Origin of the sequence: Photorhabdus aegyptia (assembly GCF_000612035.1) — a bacterium.
In the GTDB taxonomy this organism is placed as follows: Bacteria; Pseudomonadota; Gammaproteobacteria; order Enterobacterales; family Enterobacteriaceae; genus Photorhabdus; species Photorhabdus akhurstii.
In genome coordinates this window covers 56,302-76,192 of the sequence record NZ_JFGV01000014.1, presented here as the reverse complement: position 1 = coordinate 76,192, position 19,891 = coordinate 56,302, and the positions used below count along the sequence as shown (strand labels likewise).

26 protein-coding genes are annotated in these 19,891 nt (G+C 42.2%); 24 read left to right on the top strand and 2 right to left on the bottom strand.

Annotated features, from left to right (window positions below):
* Nucleotides 1-81: 81 nt before the first annotated feature.
* The 20 genes from BA1DRAFT_RS06440 to BA1DRAFT_RS06350 all read left to right on the top strand — a co-directional run bounded on the left by BA1DRAFT_RS06440 (nt 82) and on the right by BA1DRAFT_RS06350 (nt 15,143).
* Nucleotides 82-1,176, top strand: a complete 1,095-nt coding sequence (locus BA1DRAFT_RS06440) for a hypothetical protein (RefSeq protein WP_036777216.1) — start codon at nt 82-84, stop codon at nt 1,174-1,176.
* Between the two features lie 31 nt (nt 1,177-1,207).
* A complete protein-coding gene (locus BA1DRAFT_RS06435; protein ID WP_036777215.1) occupies nt 1,208-2,143 on the top strand; it encodes a major capsid protein in 936 nt (311 codons plus the stop codon).
* A gap of 13 nt (nt 2,144-2,156) precedes the next feature.
* On the top strand, nt 2,157-2,507 hold the full coding sequence (locus BA1DRAFT_RS06430) for a DUF2190 family protein (RefSeq protein WP_011147618.1): 351 nt from the start codon (nt 2,157-2,159) through the stop codon (nt 2,505-2,507).
* A gap of 1 nt (nt 2,508) precedes the next feature.
* The gene (locus BA1DRAFT_RS06425; RefSeq protein ID WP_036777214.1) at nt 2,509-2,946 is read left to right on the top strand and encodes a gp436 family protein; all 438 of its coding nucleotides are present in this window, start codon (nt 2,509-2,511) and stop codon (nt 2,944-2,946) included.
* Complete coding sequence (locus BA1DRAFT_RS06420; protein WP_036777212.1) at nt 2,946-3,413, top strand: Gp37 family protein; 468 nt, start codon at nt 2,946-2,948, stop codon at nt 3,411-3,413. The genes BA1DRAFT_RS06425 and BA1DRAFT_RS06420 overlap by 1 nt, the downstream gene beginning before the upstream one ends.
* Nucleotides 3,410-3,622 (top strand): hypothetical protein, encoded by a 213-nt coding sequence (locus BA1DRAFT_RS06415; protein WP_036777211.1) that lies wholly within the window; start codon nt 3,410-3,412, stop codon nt 3,620-3,622. The genes BA1DRAFT_RS06420 and BA1DRAFT_RS06415 overlap by 4 nt, the downstream gene beginning before the upstream one ends.
* Nucleotides 3,612-5,039 carry a phage tail sheath subtilisin-like domain-containing protein gene (locus tag BA1DRAFT_RS06410; RefSeq protein WP_036777209.1) on the top strand — a complete coding sequence of 476 codons (1,428 nt, stop codon included), beginning with the start codon at nt 3,612-3,614 and terminating at the stop codon, nt 5,037-5,039. The genes BA1DRAFT_RS06415 and BA1DRAFT_RS06410 overlap by 11 nt, the downstream gene beginning before the upstream one ends.
* Nucleotides 5,039-5,563 (top strand): phage major tail tube protein, encoded by a 525-nt coding sequence (locus BA1DRAFT_RS06405; RefSeq protein WP_011147613.1) that lies wholly within the window; start codon nt 5,039-5,041, stop codon nt 5,561-5,563. Before BA1DRAFT_RS06410 ends, BA1DRAFT_RS06405 begins: the two co-directional genes overlap by 1 nt.
* 257 nt (nt 5,564-5,820) lie before the next feature.
* Nucleotides 5,821-6,147 carry a phage tail assembly protein gene (locus tag BA1DRAFT_RS06400; protein ID WP_036777207.1) on the top strand — a complete coding sequence of 109 codons (327 nt, stop codon included), beginning with the start codon at nt 5,821-5,823 and terminating at the stop codon, nt 6,145-6,147.
* Nucleotides 6,107-6,226: a GpE family phage tail protein gene (locus BA1DRAFT_RS24490; protein WP_105395088.1), complete on the top strand. Its 120-nt coding sequence runs from the start codon at nt 6,107-6,109 to the stop codon at nt 6,224-6,226. The genes BA1DRAFT_RS06400 and BA1DRAFT_RS24490 overlap by 41 nt, the downstream gene beginning before the upstream one ends.
* A gap of 3 nt (nt 6,227-6,229) precedes the next feature.
* Nucleotides 6,230-8,782, top strand: a complete 2,553-nt coding sequence (locus BA1DRAFT_RS06395) for a phage tail tape measure protein (protein WP_036777204.1) — start codon at nt 6,230-6,232, stop codon at nt 8,780-8,782.
* The gene (locus BA1DRAFT_RS06390; protein ID WP_036777201.1) at nt 8,782-9,666 is read left to right on the top strand and encodes a phage tail protein; all 885 of its coding nucleotides are present in this window, start codon (nt 8,782-8,784) and stop codon (nt 9,664-9,666) included. The genes BA1DRAFT_RS06395 and BA1DRAFT_RS06390 overlap by 1 nt, the downstream gene beginning before the upstream one ends.
* 2 nt (nt 9,667-9,668) lie before the next feature.
* Nucleotides 9,669-9,881 (top strand): tail protein X, encoded by a 213-nt coding sequence (locus tag BA1DRAFT_RS06385; protein ID WP_036777198.1) that lies wholly within the window; start codon nt 9,669-9,671, stop codon nt 9,879-9,881.
* On the top strand, nt 9,869-11,047 hold the full coding sequence (locus tag BA1DRAFT_RS06380) for a phage late control D family protein (RefSeq protein ID WP_036777197.1): 1,179 nt from the start codon (nt 9,869-9,871) through the stop codon (nt 11,045-11,047). Before BA1DRAFT_RS06385 ends, BA1DRAFT_RS06380 begins: the two co-directional genes overlap by 13 nt.
* Entirely contained in the window at nt 11,044-11,649 is a 606-nt protein-coding gene (locus BA1DRAFT_RS06375; protein ID WP_036777195.1) for a phage baseplate assembly protein V, read from the top strand. The genes BA1DRAFT_RS06380 and BA1DRAFT_RS06375 overlap by 4 nt, the downstream gene beginning before the upstream one ends.
* Nucleotides 11,650-11,695: 46 nt before the next feature.
* Nucleotides 11,696-12,049, top strand: coding sequence for a GPW/gp25 family protein (locus BA1DRAFT_RS06370; protein ID WP_036777193.1), 354 nt, complete (start codon nt 11,696-11,698; stop codon nt 12,047-12,049).
* Nucleotides 12,040-13,143 (top strand): baseplate assembly protein, encoded by a 1,104-nt coding sequence (locus tag BA1DRAFT_RS06365; protein ID WP_036777191.1) that lies wholly within the window; start codon nt 12,040-12,042, stop codon nt 13,141-13,143. Before BA1DRAFT_RS06370 ends, BA1DRAFT_RS06365 begins: the two co-directional genes overlap by 10 nt.
* Nucleotides 13,136-13,711 (top strand): phage tail protein I, encoded by a 576-nt coding sequence (locus tag BA1DRAFT_RS06360; RefSeq protein WP_036777189.1) that lies wholly within the window; start codon nt 13,136-13,138, stop codon nt 13,709-13,711. Before BA1DRAFT_RS06365 ends, BA1DRAFT_RS06360 begins: the two co-directional genes overlap by 8 nt.
* A 1-nt stretch (nt 13,712) precedes the next feature.
* Nucleotides 13,713-14,690, top strand: a complete 978-nt coding sequence (locus tag BA1DRAFT_RS23940) for a gp53-like domain-containing protein (RefSeq protein WP_232507874.1) — start codon at nt 13,713-13,715, stop codon at nt 14,688-14,690.
* On the top strand, nt 14,691-15,143 hold the full coding sequence (locus BA1DRAFT_RS06350) for a tail fiber assembly protein (RefSeq protein ID WP_036777188.1): 453 nt from the start codon (nt 14,691-14,693) through the stop codon (nt 15,141-15,143). It abuts the gene before it with no gap.
* Between the two features lie 100 nt (nt 15,144-15,243).
* On the opposite strand, the gene BA1DRAFT_RS06345 is transcribed toward BA1DRAFT_RS06350, so the two are convergent.
* Complete coding sequence (locus BA1DRAFT_RS06345; protein WP_011147602.1) at nt 15,244-15,501, bottom strand: helix-turn-helix domain-containing protein; 258 nt, start codon at nt 15,499-15,501, stop codon at nt 15,244-15,246.
* A gap of 104 nt (nt 15,502-15,605) precedes the next feature.
* Between BA1DRAFT_RS06345 and BA1DRAFT_RS06340 the strand changes: the two genes are divergently transcribed.
* The 4 genes from BA1DRAFT_RS06340 (at nt 15,606) to BA1DRAFT_RS06325 (ending at nt 18,365) form a co-directional block, all read left to right on the top strand.
* On the top strand, nt 15,606-15,878 hold the full coding sequence (locus tag BA1DRAFT_RS06340) for a helix-turn-helix domain-containing protein (protein WP_036777186.1): 273 nt from the start codon (nt 15,606-15,608) through the stop codon (nt 15,876-15,878).
* A 70-nt stretch (nt 15,879-15,948) separates the two neighbouring features.
* Nucleotides 15,949-16,197 (top strand): helix-turn-helix domain-containing protein, encoded by a 249-nt coding sequence (locus tag BA1DRAFT_RS06335; protein WP_011147600.1) that lies wholly within the window; start codon nt 15,949-15,951, stop codon nt 16,195-16,197.
* 659 nt (nt 16,198-16,856) lie between these two features.
* Nucleotides 16,857-17,261 (top strand): cytotoxic necrotizing factor Rho-activating domain-containing protein, encoded by a 405-nt coding sequence (locus BA1DRAFT_RS06330; RefSeq protein ID WP_152544283.1) that lies wholly within the window; start codon nt 16,857-16,859, stop codon nt 17,259-17,261.
* Nucleotides 17,262-17,336: 75 nt separating this feature from the next.
* The gene (locus BA1DRAFT_RS06325) at nt 17,337-18,365 is read left to right on the top strand and encodes a YwqJ-related putative deaminase (RefSeq protein WP_152544282.1); all 1,029 of its coding nucleotides are present in this window, start codon (nt 17,337-17,339) and stop codon (nt 18,363-18,365) included.
* A 92-nt stretch (nt 18,366-18,457) separates the two neighbouring features.
* Here the strand turns inward: BA1DRAFT_RS06325 and BA1DRAFT_RS06320 are convergent, their stop codons facing one another.
* Nucleotides 18,458-19,294: a S1 family peptidase gene (locus BA1DRAFT_RS06320; RefSeq protein WP_036777182.1), complete on the bottom strand. Its 837-nt coding sequence runs from the start codon at nt 19,292-19,294 to the stop codon at nt 18,458-18,460.
* Nucleotides 19,295-19,891: the final 597 nt, after the last annotated feature.

Genomic DNA, 19,891 nt, shown 5'->3' with positions numbered 1-19,891 from the left:
AAGTCTTTTCTAAAGCAGATTAAAAGTAGTTTTTTCTGATTATGGGGAAACTGCCTCTATTAACGTAATAGAGGCGGTGAAATGAAGTCACTTCACATTTTCAAATCCGGTACACATACCGATATGAATGGCAAACAATTGCCGTTCAGCCCCGCAGATTTGCAAGCTTGTGCAAAAGCTTATGACTCATCGTTGCATGAAGCACCGATTGTGATTGGGCATCCAAAAGACAATTTGCCCGCCTATGGTTGGGTTAAATCGCTAACGTCTTCCGGTGATGACTTAATTGCGGAGCCTCAACAGGTTGATGTTCGGTTCGCTGAACTGGTCGATGCAGGCCGCTATAAAAAAATTTCTGCTTCTTTCTATTTACCTGATTCCCCAAACAACCCTAAACCCGGCGTGCTCTATTTGCGTCATGTCGGCTTTTTGGGGGCGAAGCCACCCGCCATTAAAGGATTGAAACAGGTTGAATTCAGTGAACAAGAATATGGTCTCGTCGAGTTCTCTGATTGGAGTGATATCACCAATGCCTCACTTTTGGGGCATTTGCGAGAATTTTTGATTAGTAAATTCGGTATGGACGAAGCAGACAAAGCGCTTCCTTCTTGGCAGGTAGATTCATTACGTGAAGAAGCTTATAGCACGATTCAGCCTGCACCTGCCTTTCATGAACCCAATAACACACATCAACATGAGGAAAACATCGTGACGAATGAAGAAAAAAAGGCGCTCAAAGATGAAAACACTCGCCTGAAAGAACAGCTTGTTGCCCGTGATGCTGCCGACGCAAAGCGCAAGCAAACTGAGCAACATGCCGGAAACATGGCATTTGCCGAAAAGCTGATCGCAGACGGCAAATTGGCGCCAGCTGCTCAATCTGTCGTGGTCGCCTTGCTGGACGCTGTAACCCAAGGAGATTCCCCTGTCGAGTTTGCTGAAGGTGATGTGAAAAAACCATTGGCTACTGCGTTTAAAGATCTGCTGAGTTCTACCCAGCCTGTTATTGATTTTGGTGAACATGCAACAAAAGACCGGGTTGACCAAAACACATCATCAGATATTGCTGAGTTTTCTGATGCAGATCCTGAACGTCTGGCGTTGCATCAAAAAGCTGTCGCTCTGGCGAAGAAAGAAGGTATCAGTTACGACGTAGCCGTTACCCGCTGCCTGTAATACTACGGACGTAACTATTGAGGAGAAATAAATGTCTGATTATTTGAAAGGCAAACGTATTGTTGATCCTGTGCTAACCAGTGTTGCACGTGGTTATAAAAATGCGGCATTCATCGGCGAACATCTTTTCCCCGTCGTCGAAATGGAGAAAGAAGGTGCTAGTGTGCCGACATTTGGCAAAAGTGCCTTTGTGGAATATGACACCGCGCGTGCTGTTGGTGCCAACAGTAACGTTTTGATCCGTGAGAAAGGCTCTTCGTTAGATATCGTGCTCAACGAACATGATCTAGCTGCACCTGTTGATTATCGCGAGAAATCAGAATCTTTATTTAATGAAGAAGCAAAAGCAATCCGTCGCTCCACCAATGGCGTGAATCTCAAGCGTGAACTGTATGCAGCTCGATTGGCACAAGACCCTGAAGTTTATCTTAGTGACTCGGTGAAGAGTCTGACAGCTAATGAACGTTGGGCTGGTGGCAAAGGTAATCCAATCAAAGTCATTGAAGCTGGAATTGATGCTGTTCGTACTGCCATTGGTGTACGTCCAAACCTCATGACAATGGGGGCTAGCGTGATGTCACTGTTAAAATTTCATCCTGAAATTCAGGCAGCTATTGGAGCTAACGAACGTAAACGTATCACAATAGAAATACTCAAAGACCTTTTCCAAATCCAAAACGTTGTCGTTGGTGAACCTGTTTCTACTCCAAGCATTAAAGAAAATCCCGTTGATATCTGGGCTGATAATTTGATGTTGCATTACGTATCACCTCCGCAGGCAGGAGCAGAAAGTGCTGATGAGCATGAACCCTCCTTTGGCTATACGTTCCGCCGCAAAGGAATGCCTGTAGCGGATAAATATCCGGGCGTTGGCGGCAAGGTGAATTACTGCCGTTACACCGATATTTATAAAGTTGCGGTTGTTGGCGGTGATGCCGGCTATCTGATTACCAATATTGTGAAGTAAGGGAGACATCATCATGGCAGTAACACAACAATCCGTATTGACGACAACAATTATCGCCAGTGCGAACATCATCCAGCATCGTTTAGTTAGTACTGATAATGCACCGTGTCAGGCTGGAGCCGTTGCACTTGGTATAGCAGAGGTGGATGCGAAGGCTGGAGATGTCGTTCCAGTTAATGTATTGGGCATTATTGCTGTTGAAGCTGGTGGGCCAATAACCCGTGGGCAAGTCGTACAGTCGGATAAGGATGCCTGTGTAGTACCACTGAGTTCGGCTGAAAATGCTGCCGGAACATCTGTCGGGTTTGCGCTGGATGATGCCACAGCGGCAGGTAATATCATTCGCATCTTACGTGGCATATGACATGTATTGCTCATTGAAAGGCTTGCAAGAGCAGATACCAACGCAATCATTGATATGGCTGTCTAACGAAGAACCTAATGCTCAGACTATCAATGAGCCTGTGGTTAACAGTGCCATCCGCTATGCCGATGAACTCATCGACGCTCATTTACGTGGGCGCTATATCCTGCCGTTGGTGGAGGTTCCCTCGGTATTACGTGATGCCGCCATTACGTTAACACGCTATCGGCTGTATGCCCGCCGTCCAGAGGGTTCGATTCCTGAAGCCGTGATAGATGATTACAAAATTGTTTTGCGCCAACTGGCTGACATCCGAGATGCCAAACTAACACTGGGCCTGCTTTCCACAGGAAAAGATGCCCCTGAACCGGGGGAGTTTCGTGTTCGGGCGCGTCGTCCCACCTTTGGGGGGAGTAAAGGAATGTTGGAGAAATACTGATGGATGTTTCGCCGATCATTGATGCCATTGTCACGAGGCTAAGAGAAAAACTACCTGGCTTACAGGTGGAGTATTTCCCTGAAAGGCCAACTGAATTCAGACTGAACCATCCGGTGGGAGCTATTTTAATCAGCTATCCCGGTTCTCGCTTCGACAAGCCTGAAGATGTTGGAGCGGTATTGCAGACACAAATTGTCATGCTCAATGCCACCGTTGTTTTTCGTCAGCTTAATGGACGTCACGGTGCCGTTGCGACATTAGATGATGTACGCCGGGTTCTCGGCGGATTCCAACCACCGAACTGCCAACGAAAATGTTGGCTGGTACGGGATACATTTCTCGGTGAGACAGCTGGCTTGTGGCAATACACGCTGGATTTTGCGACTGAAAGTGTATTTATCGAAGACTGTGAGTTATCGGATGGTTCGCCGTTAGCCCAAATAAATTATGAGGGAACTGAACAATGAAATACCTCTATACAGGCCCAGCAAGCGGCGTCACTTTAGCTGATGGCACTGAAGTTTTGCTCTGGTCAGAAAAAACTGTTGATTTACCAGAGCAGCATGATTATGTGAAGACATTGATCGCGCTGAGATATCTTCATCCACTGTCAGAACAGCAAAAAAATCTCCTGAAGAAAAAAGAAAAGCTTGAGGAGGCCACTGATGGCCGTTAATTATTTGCATGGCGTCGAAACTATCGAAATCGAAAAAGGCTCACGTCCTGTCAAGACAGTGAAATCCGCCGTGATCGGCTTAATTGGTACTGCGCCGATAGGGCCAGTAAATGCAGTGACACTTTGTCTGTCAGAAAAAGATGCAGCTCAATTTGGTACTCAAATGAATGGTTTTACCATCCCACAAGCACTGGATGCTATTTATGATCATGGTGCGGGAACTGTGCTGGTCATTAACGTTCTTGATCCTGAGGTGCATAAAGCTAATGTTGCCAGTGAAAGCATTAGCTTTGATAAAACCACAGGAACAGCGAAATTGGCTAATCCCGTGGTCAGTAATATCTTACTAAAAGCCACCTCTGGTAGTGCACCTTATGTAGAAGGGCAAGATTATTCTTTGGATGCTCAAACAGGCAGCCTCAAGAATATCGGTAAAAATATTGCTGCGGGCGCAACCGTGATTGCCAGCTATGACTTTGCCGACCCTACATTAGTGACGCCTGCTGACATTATTGGCAGCATCAGTGCAGCGGGTAATCGTACAGGTATGAAGTTGCTGAATGATACTTATAACCTGTATGGGTTCTTTGCCAAGATTTTGCTGGCTCCTGTCTACTGTACCCAGCTAAGTGTGACAACAGAACTGATTGCCCTTGCAACTAAATTGGGTGCTATGACTTATATTGATGCCCCGATAGGTACCACTTTTGTTCAGGCTATCAGTGGCCGCGGCCCGTCTGGCACAATCAATTTTAATACCAGTTCTGATCGTGTCCGGCTGTGTTACCCACACGTCAAAGTCTATGATGCGGAAAGCAATAGCGAGCGCTTGGAACCCTTGTCATCTCGTGCAGCAGGGCTGCGTGCCAAGATTGATGCAGACAAAGGTTTTTGGTGGTCATCCTCCAATCAAGAAATTATGGGGATCACAGGTATTGAGCGTCAGCTATCCGCTATAATTGACGATCCACAAAGTGAAGTGAACCAGCTCAATGAACAAGGGATTACTACAGTGTTCAATAATTATGGCTCTGGTTTGCGCTTATGGGGCAACCGTACCGCCGCGTGGCCAACTGTGACACACATGCGTAACTTCGAGAACGTGCGCAGAACGGGCGACGTGATTAATGAATCCCTGCGTTACTTCAGTCAGCAATATATCGATATGCCGATCACGCCAGCGCTGATAGATGCCCTGACAGAATCTGTGAATGCCTATGGTCGTAAATTGATTGCTGATGGCGCTTTGTTGGGATTCAAATGCTGGTTTGATCCGACCCATAACGAAGAAACGGAGCTGGCATCAGGTCATCTGTTACTCAGTTATAAGTACACACCGCCACCACCACTGGAACGGCTGACATTTGAGACCGAAATTACCTCTGAATATTTGCTGAACTTAAAGGGAAATAATTAATGGCCGGAAAAATAGAGATTAACCGCATCACCAACGCCAATATTTATATTGACGGTAATAACCTGTTGGGACGTGCTGAAGAAGTGAAACTGCCAGACGTTTCCATGACCATGCAGGAGCATAAGGCGCTGGGGATGGTCGGCAAAGTGGAGCTACCGGCAGGCTTCGATAAACTGGAAGGCGAGATCAAGTGGAACAGTTTCTACCGTGACGCCATGTTATCTGCTGCCAATCCCTATAAATCTCTGGCATTGCAGTGCCGTTCCAGCGTCCAGAAATTCAGTTCACAGGGGCGCATTGATGAAGTGCCATTGGTGACATATCTGACCATTTTATTTAAGAAGAATCCGCTGGGCACATTTAAGCAACATGAAAATGCTGATTTTTCCAGTAGCTTTACCAGTACCTATATTAAGCAGGTACTGGATGGTGAGGAGCTGTTAGAACTGGATTATCTGGCCAATATCTTCCGTGTTGGCGGCATTGATCAACTGACCGATTATCGCATCAATATTGGAGGTTAAACTAAATCATGACTGCACTCGCTCCAAAGCCAGAAAGCTTGCCGACTTGATTGATAAGTGGACTCCTCCGGAAGGTTGGTTTTCCGATATCGGTGCAGCGAAAGGGAAAGAATATCTGATAGACTTTTTCCGTAACTGTAGAGGCTTTCGCACTCACTAATGACAGGGGCATCAGCCCCTTTCTTCTTTAATCCCCTTTAATATTTCCGTTTCCATACATGAATGATACTGAATGAAACTTACAGAGGAGTATCATCATGTCAACCACGACTTACCATCTTCAATTTCCCTATACCACAGCTGCTGGCATTCGCATTGAAGAGCTTCAGTTATCACGTTTGAAAGTTAAAGATATCAAGGCTGCCCGGCGAGCCAGCGAAAATCCTACTGACTGGGATGATATTTTGATAGCACGTTCGACAGGATTGTTACCAGAAGATATCGAACAGATGGATGTCGCTGATTATCTGGCACTACAGAAACGATTTCAGCAAGTTATCGGATTGGATCAGGGAAATAAAAACAGTGTGGCAAGCATCGGCGATGTTGGCACGATGGTTCCGGTTCCAGCCGAGCGAGATTGATAATCTGGCGCTGGATGAATTTGAATGTTGGTTGAATGAGGCCAACACTCAAATCAAACGCGAGAATGGAGGCAGTTAATTCGTGTCAACAGAATTTTCCATTGGTGTCATTATTGGTGGAGCCATTAGTAGTGCGTTCAGTTCTGCCATGTCTGGTACACGCCGTACTCTAGGAACACTGGGAGAAACGACTCGCCAACTGGAGAACCGACAGCAGGCACTGAACCGTGCTGTTGAACGTTACGGTCAACTTGGTTCCCGTAGTGCCCAGCGTTTGAATGCGGATCTACAACGCATCAGTCGAACACTGGAACAGTTGAACCGCCAGCAACAGCGCTTACAGTCTGCGGCTAGTATGAGTGATGCAGCCAAAGCGAATCGTATGGCGCTATATGCACAGGGAGCCGAAACCTATGCATTAACTCGCACGATATCCTCTCCCGTTGTTCAGTCCGTAACAAAGTATGCCTCTTTTGAATCAGGATTAAGGGATATAGCTGTCACGGGCAATTTGTCTCCGAAAGAAGAGCAAAAAATCGGAATCATCTTGCGCCAGAACGCCAAGCAAACAAACCAATTACAAGAAACTCTGCTGGAAGGTATTGGTACATTGGTTGCCGCCGGAAAATCTCCCATGAAATCGACCGATATGAGTGAATTATTGGGCCACGTCGCCACGGCATCCAAAGCTAATATTAATGACTTAGCCAAAATGGCTCTGTCCTTTGAGTCCCTGAAAATTGAAGGCGATCAAGCGCTCAAGGAAGCCTTTAACCGAGCCGTTTTCGGTGCTAAATCGGGTCGTTTTGAATTAAAAGATCTCGCCCAATACTTTCCAGAAATGGCGCAGCAATTTGCTGGTAAGGGAATATATGGTCAGGAGGCAGTTTCACAGATTATAGCCAGCTTGGAAGTTGGCCGTGAAGGCGCAGGAACGGAAGGTGAAGCAGCTACCAATATGAGGAACTGGCTAGCTTCAATGGGACGTGGTGATATTGCCAAAAGATACGCTGAAGCTGACGTCGATTATCAAACCTCAATGAGCAGATATGTTTCTTCGGGGTACTCACAATATGAAGCCTCAATCATGATCGCAGACCGCTTTATCAAGAGTAAAGGCGCTGATCTCATGAAAGAGTGGAAAAAAGCGGGAGCCAGAGGTGATGAAGATGCACAGCGTATGCTCATGGAATCCTTCGGGCTATCCTCTATTTTCACCGACGTACAGACAGTTAACCATCTCTTAGCCATGCGGCAACGTTGGGGAGATTATCAGCGTATCAAAACAGGCATGGGGACTGATTCGGCACAAAAATCTGTTGATACCGATTTTGATAAACAGAACGATACCTTAGAAGCACAGTGGCGGCGTACTCAAATTGAGTTTAATGATTCGGCTATTAGCATTGGTCAGTCGCTGCGTCCAGCATTAATACAGTTAGCCGAAACCTTTATTCCATTAATGGATAAGACCGGAAAATGGCTGGCCGCTAATCCTGAACTTATCAGCAATGTTGTCACGTTGGTCGGCGGGTTCTTGGCATTCAAAGCAGCTTCAATCGGTGTCAGATTAGGTCTTAATATTTTGCTTTCTCCTATAACTGATATCTGGAAAGGCGCAATGTTAATGCGCACACGGTGGTTACTGTTTCGAATGGCTATCGGCAGTGGCGGCAGATTTGGTGTCGTTGCAAACATCTTGGGAAAAATAGCCGGAGCAGCTCTCTGGTTGGGTAGAATCCTCGGTAGTGCTCTCTATAAGGGCTTAATGTTAGCTGGCAGAGCTATTTTGTGGATTGGACGCGCATTATTAATGAATCCTATCGGATTGATCATCACTGGTATTGCAGTGGCTGCTTATCTTATCTATCGCTATTGGAAGCCCATCAGTAATTTCTTTAAACGACTTTGGGTCTTAGTAAAATTCGCTTTCCAAATGGGATGGCAGGGAATCAAAAATATTTGGTCTAACGTCAAAGGTTGGTTTACAGCTCGATGGAATGACATTACTAATGCGTTTGATGGCGGAATATTTGAGGTCAGTAAATTAATTTTAAATTGGTCGCCATTGGGATTGTTCTATAAAACATTCGCTGACGTTATGAAATGGTTTGGCATTGATATGCCCGATAATTTTACTGACTTTGGTAAAAATATCGTTAATGGATTGGTTAATGGTATTTCTAATATGCTGACCACGGCTAAGGACACCATTAAAAACTTTGGTGGCAAAGTTTCTAGCTGGTTTAAAGAAGCATTAGGGATTCAATCTCCCAGTCGGGTATTTATGGGGTTTGGCGATAATATTGTGCAAGGTACGGTTGTTGGTATTGAGCGTACTATGCCGTTGGCTGCTCGTGCCACTCAGCGTCTAGCTGAGGGAATGACCCCTGATGTCCCACAAATCTCACCTCCTGAGATGATGTCGGGCAATCCAATTAAACAAACAGGTTATAAAGATGCCAGTAACAGCAATAATGGTTTTTCTATCTCTTTCGCCCCGCAAATATACATTGGTGATAAACAACAAACGGCTATACCCGATATTAGTCAAGCCTTAAACCTGAGTATGCGTGAATTAGAAAAACTGCTGGAGCGTATTGTTATTCAGAGAGAACGCCGGAGGTACGGATAATGTTTGCTGTATTAGGTGATATTGAATTTGAGCTAATCACATATTGGGATGGTTTTGATGTAACGTTTGGTGTTGATTATGCCGAACATGCCCGAATTCAAGGTAAGCCCGGCTTGCAGTTTGTAGGTGAGAAACTGGATGAAATTCAAATTAGTTTGGTCTTTCATCAACATTATTGTACGCCGGATATTGAATTGAATCGGCTGCGTGAAGCAATGCGGAAACATCAAGCACTTGCGCTAATATTCGGAAATGGTGATTACCGTGGCTGGTTTGTTATTACTGATGTGACAGCCTCCAGTGAACAAACGGATTCAGTAGGTAATATATTTGCCCTCAATGCCTCGGTGACATTACGTGAATATATCGGTGATCCTAAAAAACCACTGAAACCGCCTGCCATTAAATCTCATGTCCCGAATACAAAGGCGTTGTCTAATGCAATACCGAAACCATCAGGTATGGCTAAAAAAGTCAGGGATGGAGTGAATTATGCCAAACAAGCACAATCAGCACTGCAAACGACGATCAGTGCGGTACGTATTGCACAGAAGATGAAAGACAACCCGGCCATAGCGTTAACCCGCGTACCAGGTCTTCTTACCGGACTTAACAATATTGCTGGGCCATTAGGGAAAAGCTATCCGGCTTTTCAATCACTCGGTGACTCATTGCCAGATGCAATTCAATTGACCAGAGCAACGGGGCAAGCAGTAACATTTGTTAACAATGCTCAATCGTCATTAAGCCGTGCAGATAACAGTAATATCTCTGCTGCATTGGATTCTGTATCAACTCAACTTGAATCAGCAAGTTCAACATTTACATCAATATCACCCGCGCTCAGTAAGATGGCCGCGCAAATTACCACAAGGGCGCTTTGATCATGTTTCTTGAATACATTACAAGAGATGGCGATAGGTGGGATTTATTGGCTCACCATTATTATGGTGACCCTTTAGGTTACGCTCGCATAATTGCTGCTAATCCGCACGTTGCAGTTACACCTGTATTGCCATCTGGGATCGTATTGTTGATCCCCATCATTGACGCTGACGATGTAGTAATTGCAGAGGATACACCACCGTGGCTAAGATAATTGATTCCAAGCAAACACCATCTATAACGGGTGTCTCTGAGGTTTTAAGTCCGACATTCACGTTACGATATTTGCAAAAAGATATCACAAATGACATCACTCCTTATGTCACTCGTGTCAGCTATACCGACAACATCAAAAGCGAATCTGATGAAATAGAGGTAGAGTTGGATGATACTGATGGTCGCTGGCTAGATAAATGGTATCCAGGCAAAGGTGATACGTTGACATTGAAGTTGGGCTATTTCGGCGAACGGTTACTGAATTGTGGCTCATTCTATATTGATGAAATTGAAGTCAACATCCCTCCTTCTATTGTATCTGTCCGAGGTATAGCAACGTCTATCAATACGGCATTGCGTACCAAATCTAACCGTGGATTTGAGAATACAACTCTGGCCGCTATTGCTAACCGCATCGCTAAGAAACATCAGTTAAAGCTGATCGGCAGTATCGAAATCATCAAGATTGACAGGGTGACGCAATATTCTGAAACCGATGTGGCGTTCCTGAAACGACTGGCCAGTGAATATGGTTATGCCGTTAAAGTTGTCAGTGAACAGCTAATTTTCTCCCACTTAGCCACTTTGCGCAGCCAAGAACCCATAAAAAAATTACACCCTCGTGATGTTGCCCAATTTTCACTACGGGACACGATTAATAAAGTCTATAAAAAAGCCAAAGTGAAGCACCAAAAGGCTGATGATAAAAAGTTGATTGTCTATGAAGCTGATGGCACGACCAGTACAAGTAGTCAGTCCAATCCAAAAGATAAGAATAGCGGTAAAGAAACCAGCGCAGACACCTTAAAAGTAAACAGCCGGGCTGCTAACAAGGATAGCGCTGAAATAAAGGCTAAGTCAGCACTGGATTTACATAATGAGTACCAGCAGAACGGCTCACTTTCATTGATGGGAGCCCCTCAGTTAACCGCCGGAAATAAAATTGAGTTGATTGAATTTGGCAAGTTATCTGGACAATGGTTAATTACTTCAGCTCACCACTCTTTTGATCGTAATAGCGGATATATAACCGAACTTGAAGTTGCTCGTGGCCCTGTTACATCAAGCAAATCCAAGAAAGATAAAAAAGATAAGACTCAGAAATTGGTTGTATATAAGCCCGATGGTTCTTCCGACACGATCATCGAGGAGGAATCCAAATGAGCAGTGTAACTCGTCAAGTTGGTACGATTAGTGCCGTAGATCCTGCTACTGTTCGTGCCCGCGTGCGATTGCCTGAATGCGATAATATGCGTACTAACTGGCTGAATGTGTTGCAGCGCAATACCCAGAATAACAAAGACTATTGGTTGCCCGATGTTGGGGAACAGGTTGAAGTGCTATTGGATGCGAATGGTGAAGATGGTGTTATTTTAGGTGCTGTCTATTCTAGTGTTGATCAACCGTCAGCTAACAATAAAGACGTCCGTGGTATGACTTATGCAGATGATGCAGCTTTTTATTATGATCGTACTTTACACACCCTGACTATTAATGGCGGCATTCAGCACATTAAGATCGCGGTGGGAGCCAATGTTGTTATTTATGCACAGCAGGCAACTATTGATGCGCCGGAAACAATCGTAACCGGAAATATGTTAGTGAAAGGTCAATTAACCTATCAAAATGGGCTGTCGGGTTCTGGTGGTAATAGTGGTGCTGCAACCATTCAGGGCAATGTTAGCGTTAATGGCAACATCCATGCAACGGGCAGCATCATGGATGAAGGTGGTAACTCGAATCATCATTTTCATGAATTTCTTTAAACACCTTTAATATTAGATATACCTACAGGGGATAATACTGTCCCCCATGAATACGAACTCACATTCTGTTTTTTGGCAACCTGCTCTCCAGAACTCAGGCAAAATTGCCTGTGGGCTGGATGATATCGCCCAAGCAATACTCATTATTCTACGTACACCACGTGGCAGTGATCCACATCGACCAGAATTCGGCAGTAACTTGCACCTTTATATGGACTACCCAATAGACCGCGCGATTCCCCACGTTGTCAGGGAATCTGTTGATGCTATTACACGTTGGGAACCTCGTTGCCAGTTGTTATCGGTGAAACCGAATGTTGAGGCAGAGCACCTGACTCTGCGTGTGAATTGGACAGCAGTTGATGGCATTACACAATCTACGGAGTTGCTATGGCGCTGACAGAACCTGATTTTATCGAGCGTGATGTAGAAAAAATCACAACCGAAATGATCGCAAAATATGAAGCTGATGTAGGTAAGACTTTGTACCCAGCACAGGCAGAACGCCTGCTGATCAATTTATTTGCATATCGTGAAGCACTAACCAGAATGCAAGTTCAGGAAGCCGCCAAGCAGAATTTGGTCGAGTTTGCCCGTGCGCCCATTTTGGACTACTTAGGGGAATTGGTCGGAGTATATCGGCTATCCGCCCAACCGGCGCATACAATATTGCAATTTAGTGTTGATGAAGCATTAGAGCAAGATGTACTCATTCCAGTTGGAACTCGTGTTAATGCATCGGACAGTATTATTTTTGCTACTAATACAGATGCTGTACTGAAAGCCGGCACACGGTTCGTTAATGTCACAGCTACTTGTACAGATACTGGATTATCAGGGAATAGCTGGCAACCAGCACAAATTAGTACATTGTTGGATGAAATCGACGACATTGACCTGCAAGTGACCAACACAATAGTGAGCAGTGGTGGCTCGGCAGAGGAAAGTGACGAGAGGCTACGTGTACGCATCAAAATGGCCCCTGAATCGTTTACTAATGCGGGCAGTCGTCAGGCTTATCGTTTTCATGCCATGCGTGCCCATCCCAATATTGTTGATGTCGCAGTCATGTCTCCCATTCCGGGCGTTGTTGAACTGTTTCCACTATTAGCTACGGGATTGCCTGATGAAAGCATTTTAACGCTGGTGAAAAGCTTTTGCTCTGATGAAAAAATCCGCCCGTTGACTGACACTGTATATGCAAAACCTCCCGTGAAGGTTGATTATACCATCAAGGCGAAACTGACCTTGTACAGTGGCGTTAATGCACCTGGTATTCAATCGGCAGCAGAACAAGCCATACAAACATGGGTAGCTGAACGAGCAACAACGTTAGGAAAGGATATTGTTCCCAGCCAAATCATCTCAACATTGTCTGTTTCTGGCGTCTATCAAGTCGTACTGGAGTCTCCCACGTTTCAGATTGTAGATGAAAATGAATGGGCGAACTGTATCGGTATCACTGTTGTGGTCACTGGAGTCGCTGATGGTTAAGTTACATCTACCACCTCCACTGGAAGCCGATATCAGTATGCGTGCATTAGGTCAGTTGGCCTCCCGTTTTGATGATATCGATTTAACCCAATTAATGGTTTATCTCATTGATACTGTCGGTAGCAGCACGCTGCATTGGCTGGCAAATCAATTCTCCCTATTTGGCGATGGCTGGGAGCTTGTCGAATCAGACAATGCTCGCCGCACGTTAATCAAATCAGCTATAGAATTGCATCGGTATAAAGGTACACCTTGGTCAATTCGTGAAATTATCCGTCGTTTTGGGTTTGGTGAAGTTGATTTAATTGAAGGCACTGGTCAAATCAATTATGACGGTCATGCCAGCCATAACGGTAATTATGTTCATGGAGATTCAACATCCTGGGCAGTTTATCGCGTCATACTTCAGCAACCTATCACTAATGATCAAGCCTCGCTACTGCGTACCACACTGGCAGCGTTTGCGCCTGCACGCTGCCACCTTGCCAGTTTGGAATATCAGTCTGTATCAATTCGTTACAACAATACTGTCAGTTATGACGGTAGTTACAATTATGGGAGCAGTTAAAATGGCTAATTTGCCGGAAACCCCACAGTGGTCAGAGGGCGTGTATCAAATAGAAACCTCAGACCCCGTGTTAGGTGGGCCTGATGGTATTTCCAATCGGCAGGCTAAACAGTTGGTCAACCGCACAAACTATCTTAAACAGAAACTAGAACAAAATGGGAATGAGTTGAGGGAACATTCTGAGGTGCAAGATCCGCATACTCAGTATGCACCGAAAGACAGTCCCATTTTCACAGGAACACCAACCGCCCCCACACCGGCTAAAAACGCTAATAATACTCAGATTGCAACAACAGCATTTGTGCAATCACTGACGGATACGGCGAATCAAAGTGCTGTAGCTGCAAATAACAACGCTAATAGCCGAGTACCATCCATTCGTAAAGTGAATGGAAAAGCGTTGTCATCTGATATTTCATTGAATGCCGGGGATGTGGGAAGTTATGCTAAATCTGAGAGCGATAATACTTTCTTGCGTATTTCTAGCGATAAAACTGCAACCGTTGGTAGTTTATTGATTGATAGTAAAACTCCTTTTCCTAAATTGCGTTTCAAATCGAAAGATGGATATATATTGGGAATTAACGGTTCTGAAGGGAAATTATTGCATATCTATTCTGACGATCCCAAGAATCAGCGGCGTTACAATATATTAACGCCTGAGAGAAGTGGTACTCTTGCATTACAAAATGAAGCCATAAAATCCGAAAATGGCTGGTGGCAATGTGGAGATACGGGGATTATTATTCAATGGGTTAAAGTTCCATCAGGTCAGCAATCATGGATAAAGGTAAATTATCCAATTTCTTTTAAAAATAAGTTTTTTGGCTATATTGCAAGCATGTCGAGTATCAATACATCAACGGGTCACACATTAGTACGTAATGCAACGTTATCGACGTTTGAATATCAAGCTGGCACTCCCAACAACAATGAGAATCCAGGCAAAGTTGTTCATATATTATTTTGGGGGGTATAAGTGGTTTATTTCTCCAGAAAAGAAGGCGCTTTTTATAGTGACGCTCATGAAGAATGTGTTGAAATAACCGCAGAAAAACACAATGAATTACTTGACGGTCAATCACGCGGCTTTGCTATCGTTAGTGATAAAGAGGGTTATCCAATTCTTACAAAACAAGCACCGACTGTTTATCACAAATGGGATAATGAAAAGTGGATAATATCAGAGAGTGATAAAATAAAGCTTAGACGGGAACAGCAGCAGCAAGCAGAACAGAAGAAACAGCAACTTATGTTCACTGTAAGTAAACAGATAGCTCCATTACAAGATGCTGTAGATTTGGGGATGGCGAGTGATGAGGAAAATTCTCGGTTGACCGCTTTGAAAAAATATAGAGTATTGCTGAACCGTGTTGATGCTAGCTTAGCGCCAGATATTTATTGGCCCGAAAAACCCAGAGTAATAGAATAAGGGCTGCAATAAACTGGCCCCAATAGTTAGGCAATCTAAGCAGCTAATATGGCCTAGGTTCGATATTATACCGAACTTAGACCATTTAGTTGAGAATTAGTCACCTAGAGGAATTACTTCGGATAACTCGTTCAATAGGTTGTCCATTCTCGTCAAAATATCGGCTTGGCCAAATTTCTGAGGGATGTACTCCGAGATTGTTCGCAATAATCCACTCTCCTTTAGGCCAAGGTCGTGATAGAGCATTAGCTAATGTAGATGAGCTAAGTCCCTCCTTACGTGATACCGCTGCTAAGGTAGTGCCGAGCTTACGTAAGGCAGCGATAATGTCGGCGGTATGCCAATCTTTTTTATTCATTTCCTTTATATCTCCATATAACAAACGCAATAAATTATCCTATTTTGGGATATTTAAGTAAATGGTTGATATTCGATTTTGGGATATTAATCAAGGTTAAAGAAATGGCATCGATTTATTCGTATGAATATCAATTGGTTATAAACACTCTTCGTAAAGCTAGGATAGAAAAAGGTATTACTCAAAAAAGCTTGGCTCAAGCCTTAGATCGACCTCAATCATTTATTGCTAAAATTGAAAATGGTGAAAGAAGGTTGGATGTGGTTGAATTTGTGCATATAGCACACTTGCTATCTGTCGATTATGTGCTAATTTTAGAAAAAATATTGTTCAAAAAACAACCTAAAAAGTTAAAACAATCGGAGCTTATAAAATAAAAAATCCCATTTTGGTATAAATCAACAATCGATTGATATTTAATCCTAAATGCTTAGTAGGATTAAATATATGGTTTCAATTTACTCTGATGAATATCAAATAGTTATCAAAGCACTCCGTGAGGCTCGTATAGCAAAGGGGGTCACTCAAGAGAATTTAGCTCAAGCGCTAGATCGCCCTCAATCGTTTATTGCGAAAGTTGAGAATGGTGAAAGAAGATTGGATGTTGTGGAATTTGTTCATATAGCACATTTGTTATCATTAGAACCAAGTGTTCTCATAAAAAGAATCCCAAGAAAATATTCCTCGATATGCTGATAACTTTCTATCTACGCTAGTTTCATCAGATAGCGTAGCTAAAGAGGGATTCACATAGTTAACTATATTAACTATGTGGTAGAACAATTAGGGTTTAATATCCCTAAAGTTGTTTTTTATACTCCGTGTTATGCAGTGTCTATACACGTTTTACTCGGCTAACACTTAATTGGAGCTATCTGCGCTCCTTTTGCGCAGATAGATATAACTAAACAGGTTCCGCTCCAGGTTGGAGAGGGGGGCTGGTTTATGAGGTCATAAGGTCGGCCTTTTCAGCTATAGCGATTTCCCCAATTTTCGGAGCTTCGGCTCCCTTAGTTTGACCAACGATTTTTACGCGTTGCGTATTGCTAACTTATATGCTGAATTCCGAAAATGACTTCACGTTTTTCCTATCTATACTCTCATTCTTCTCGTTCGGTTAGGTGAATTTGTCAGGCGCTTCTTAATAACTTCTTAGTCTCAAGATAGAGGTTTATAAGGCTAAGATAGCTTTACATTAGAGGTAGGTTCAAGTTCAGCTAAAATCATAGCTGAATGCATTCCAATCATTTTCATTTGGTTAGGCATTTCATTCTGTACTGTGCATTTTGTGTAAAAATTTTTCAATAGATGAAACGCAATTGTCGCTTTATTTATCGAGCGGATAAGCGAAATTTATCGCGCGCGGCATCAATAATGAATGGAAAACAGGTCGGCAGGGTGTTGTTGCTACTTATGAGAGCCATAAAGCCCTTTCACCGGACAGAGAGCCGATGACGGTTGGCGAACAGAATAACGATCTGGTGAATATATTTGCAAAGTATGATCAGAGTGTTATTACCTATATGGGCAAACCGGGCGTTGTGATTGATAATACGGCAGAAAATGTTGGCGTTTTTAACTATGACGAAATGAAGCCTGAAAAACCTGCTATTAGGGCTGGCTATAGTTATGCGCTGTTGGCTAGGGATGATAAAGGAAAGATGAATGTCAAAGTATTGTCGGAAGATGCTACTGTTTCACCCGGCAAGAAAGGTAATACTATTGAGGTCATTAATTCATTCAAAAAACGGTTGCTATAATATCGTAGATTTTTTTAATAGCTTTTTTATTTAAATTTAGCAATATTTTTTACTATCTGATTTGTCAGAAATTGATTGATTTATTTTGTAGATCGAAAAAAACATGGCAATGTTGTTTGGCATAAAATAATATCAGGTATCACAAGTTCAGCCATTATAGAGAGCGTAGAAATGTTCAAGAATGATATTCGCGAAAAAACAGTTAAATTTGGTAAAAGTAAAGCTCCAAATGAAGGATTGTTGGACGCATTACATTTGGAATTACCTGATGTAAAAGCAGTTATGTTAGCTTATAAGAAACAGACTCCTGAATTTGGTGATTTTAAGAGTAAAACGCGATTAATTCTCAATGCTTCGCAAGAGTTTGGGCAATTGAAACCTGCAAAGCAGCGTAAATTCTCTAAACCGGGTTTAAAAAAGGATGGTGTTTCTGGTGTAAATTTTATTTATTCAAAAAAATCTCTGCAAGATTTCGCTGCTCATGCAGGATATGTGCATAATGGCGATTATGACGATGAATTTGTCAATTTTAAGGATAATGATAGAAACTTAGCGTATGGAAGATTATTCCCGGGTATTAGCTTGATTAAACGTCCGAAATTATCAATAGTAAAAGATAAAGAAGAATGGAAAATGCAACAAAGTGACGAGGCCGAAGCTTATAAGATCACTGATATTGAAGCCTTTATTTCAGGGATAAGAGAGATGTATGGTAAGGAAAATCCTTTGCACCCTGTAGTAGAATCTTTGATCAGAAATCATATTATTAATAATCAATATATATTACCGACGATGGCGGGTATTGCGGGTTTGCATGCAGAGATACAAGCACTGAATAATTTATTGACTTTAGAAGATGAAAGGGAAGGGAAAGCTGTTGGAAGTCGGAAAATAGGGGAATATATGCGGGATATGTTGCAATCATCTATTTTTACTCAGCGGTTAACAACAAAACAAGCTGGAGATGATTTTGACGCTTGTCATAACTGTTCGGGGATATTGTCATCACCGGTCAATGTTATTACAGGAAAAGTGCAAAGTGCAGGAAGTAATTTTTCATCAACATTATCTCGATATAAAAAATCACAGGAATCACCAATATAAAATAAGATCTTTTTTATGCCTGAGTATTTCACTTCTCAGGCATTTTATTTACTTATTATTGGTTTTTTATGTGAAGATTAGCTTAATAGGAATTAATTATTTTTCATGGTTTTGAGAATCCAATTATTAAAAAAACTGACCTTAGTAAACTGTTCTGCTGGCTTTAACAGTGAACGAGAGACTAACCCAGAAACCAAATAGTCGTTGTTATTTGTTCTAACCATTAATGGCCCGCCTGAATCTCCGCCGCCGACACCGCCATTTGGATTGCCAGAACAAATATTTATCTTGGGATCATAATTTGTATCAGGATATCCTGGCGGAACTTCGATACATTTCTTATCATCAAGAATATGTTCATTGGTTTTCATTAATATATCTGGAGTTAATACGCTTTCCGTCCTGCCAAAACCAATAACCGTTAATTCTGTACCAACGGGTAGTTCAATGTTTTCGTTTATTCCATTGAGTTTTGCAAATGCGTTACTATGAGTATCTCGGTTGAGCTTGATTAGCGCTATATCATATTGTCCTCGTTTTCGTGCTTCTTTTTTTGTTCCCGTTTTATGCTGAATATTCTCTGGCGATGTAAACCAGTTTGGATGAATAATTATTTTATCAATATCAACTTTATCTTTATATATTGGTGTCGGTTTATACCTTTCTAATCCTACATAGATTGTGGATTTAATATTATCATCTTCAACACAGTGAGCTGCTGTTAAAACCCAACGTTTATTGATTAATATAGAGCCACAATGATGCCCTTCAATGTTTCCATCTTTTGTATTAAGTGCCGAATAGAATGGGAATTCATTCGATGCGGCAGGCTCACCGTTTATTATCTCTATTTCTTCGGCGCTATATGCCATCGATGAGAATGAGAGCGTGCTGATAAAAGCCATAATGAAAAGCAATTTTTCTTTCATAATATAATCCTTGTATAATATGATGATAGAGATAAAATTCCATCATATGCTATATCAATACGGCCTGGCAGAATAACAATTATGTGCATATTTATACCTCATTTATAGTTAATGGGTTTTTATTATTTAAAATCGAATTAAATAAATGTTTGTTATTGAGTGACTTGGGGTTTTACAATATGGGTAAGGTTATTTTAATATTATTAACAAGCAAGTGTGGGTAATCTTATTGTTTAATTGGATTGTATTAAATGCATGATTTATTTTTGGTAATTAAAAATATTATTGAAATTAATAGTGTCAAGAAGAATAGAAAAATATTAAATATATAATATTATATTGCAATTTTATTGAATGATATTAACGCCATTTTGTTGCACAAGAAACTTGATTTATGTAACTATCATTAGTTACATCCTTGAGAAAAAGGACGAATATATAAGTAAAGCGGAGAAACTGATAAAAAAGTTTCTTAATAGCCAAAAAATTTTTGAATGGTCTAAACTTGTTGTGTTATTAAGTCTATTAAATTATGAGAAACAAGAAAAGCAAGGTTCAAAGGTACGATTCTTCAATCAATCATTGATTCACACAATT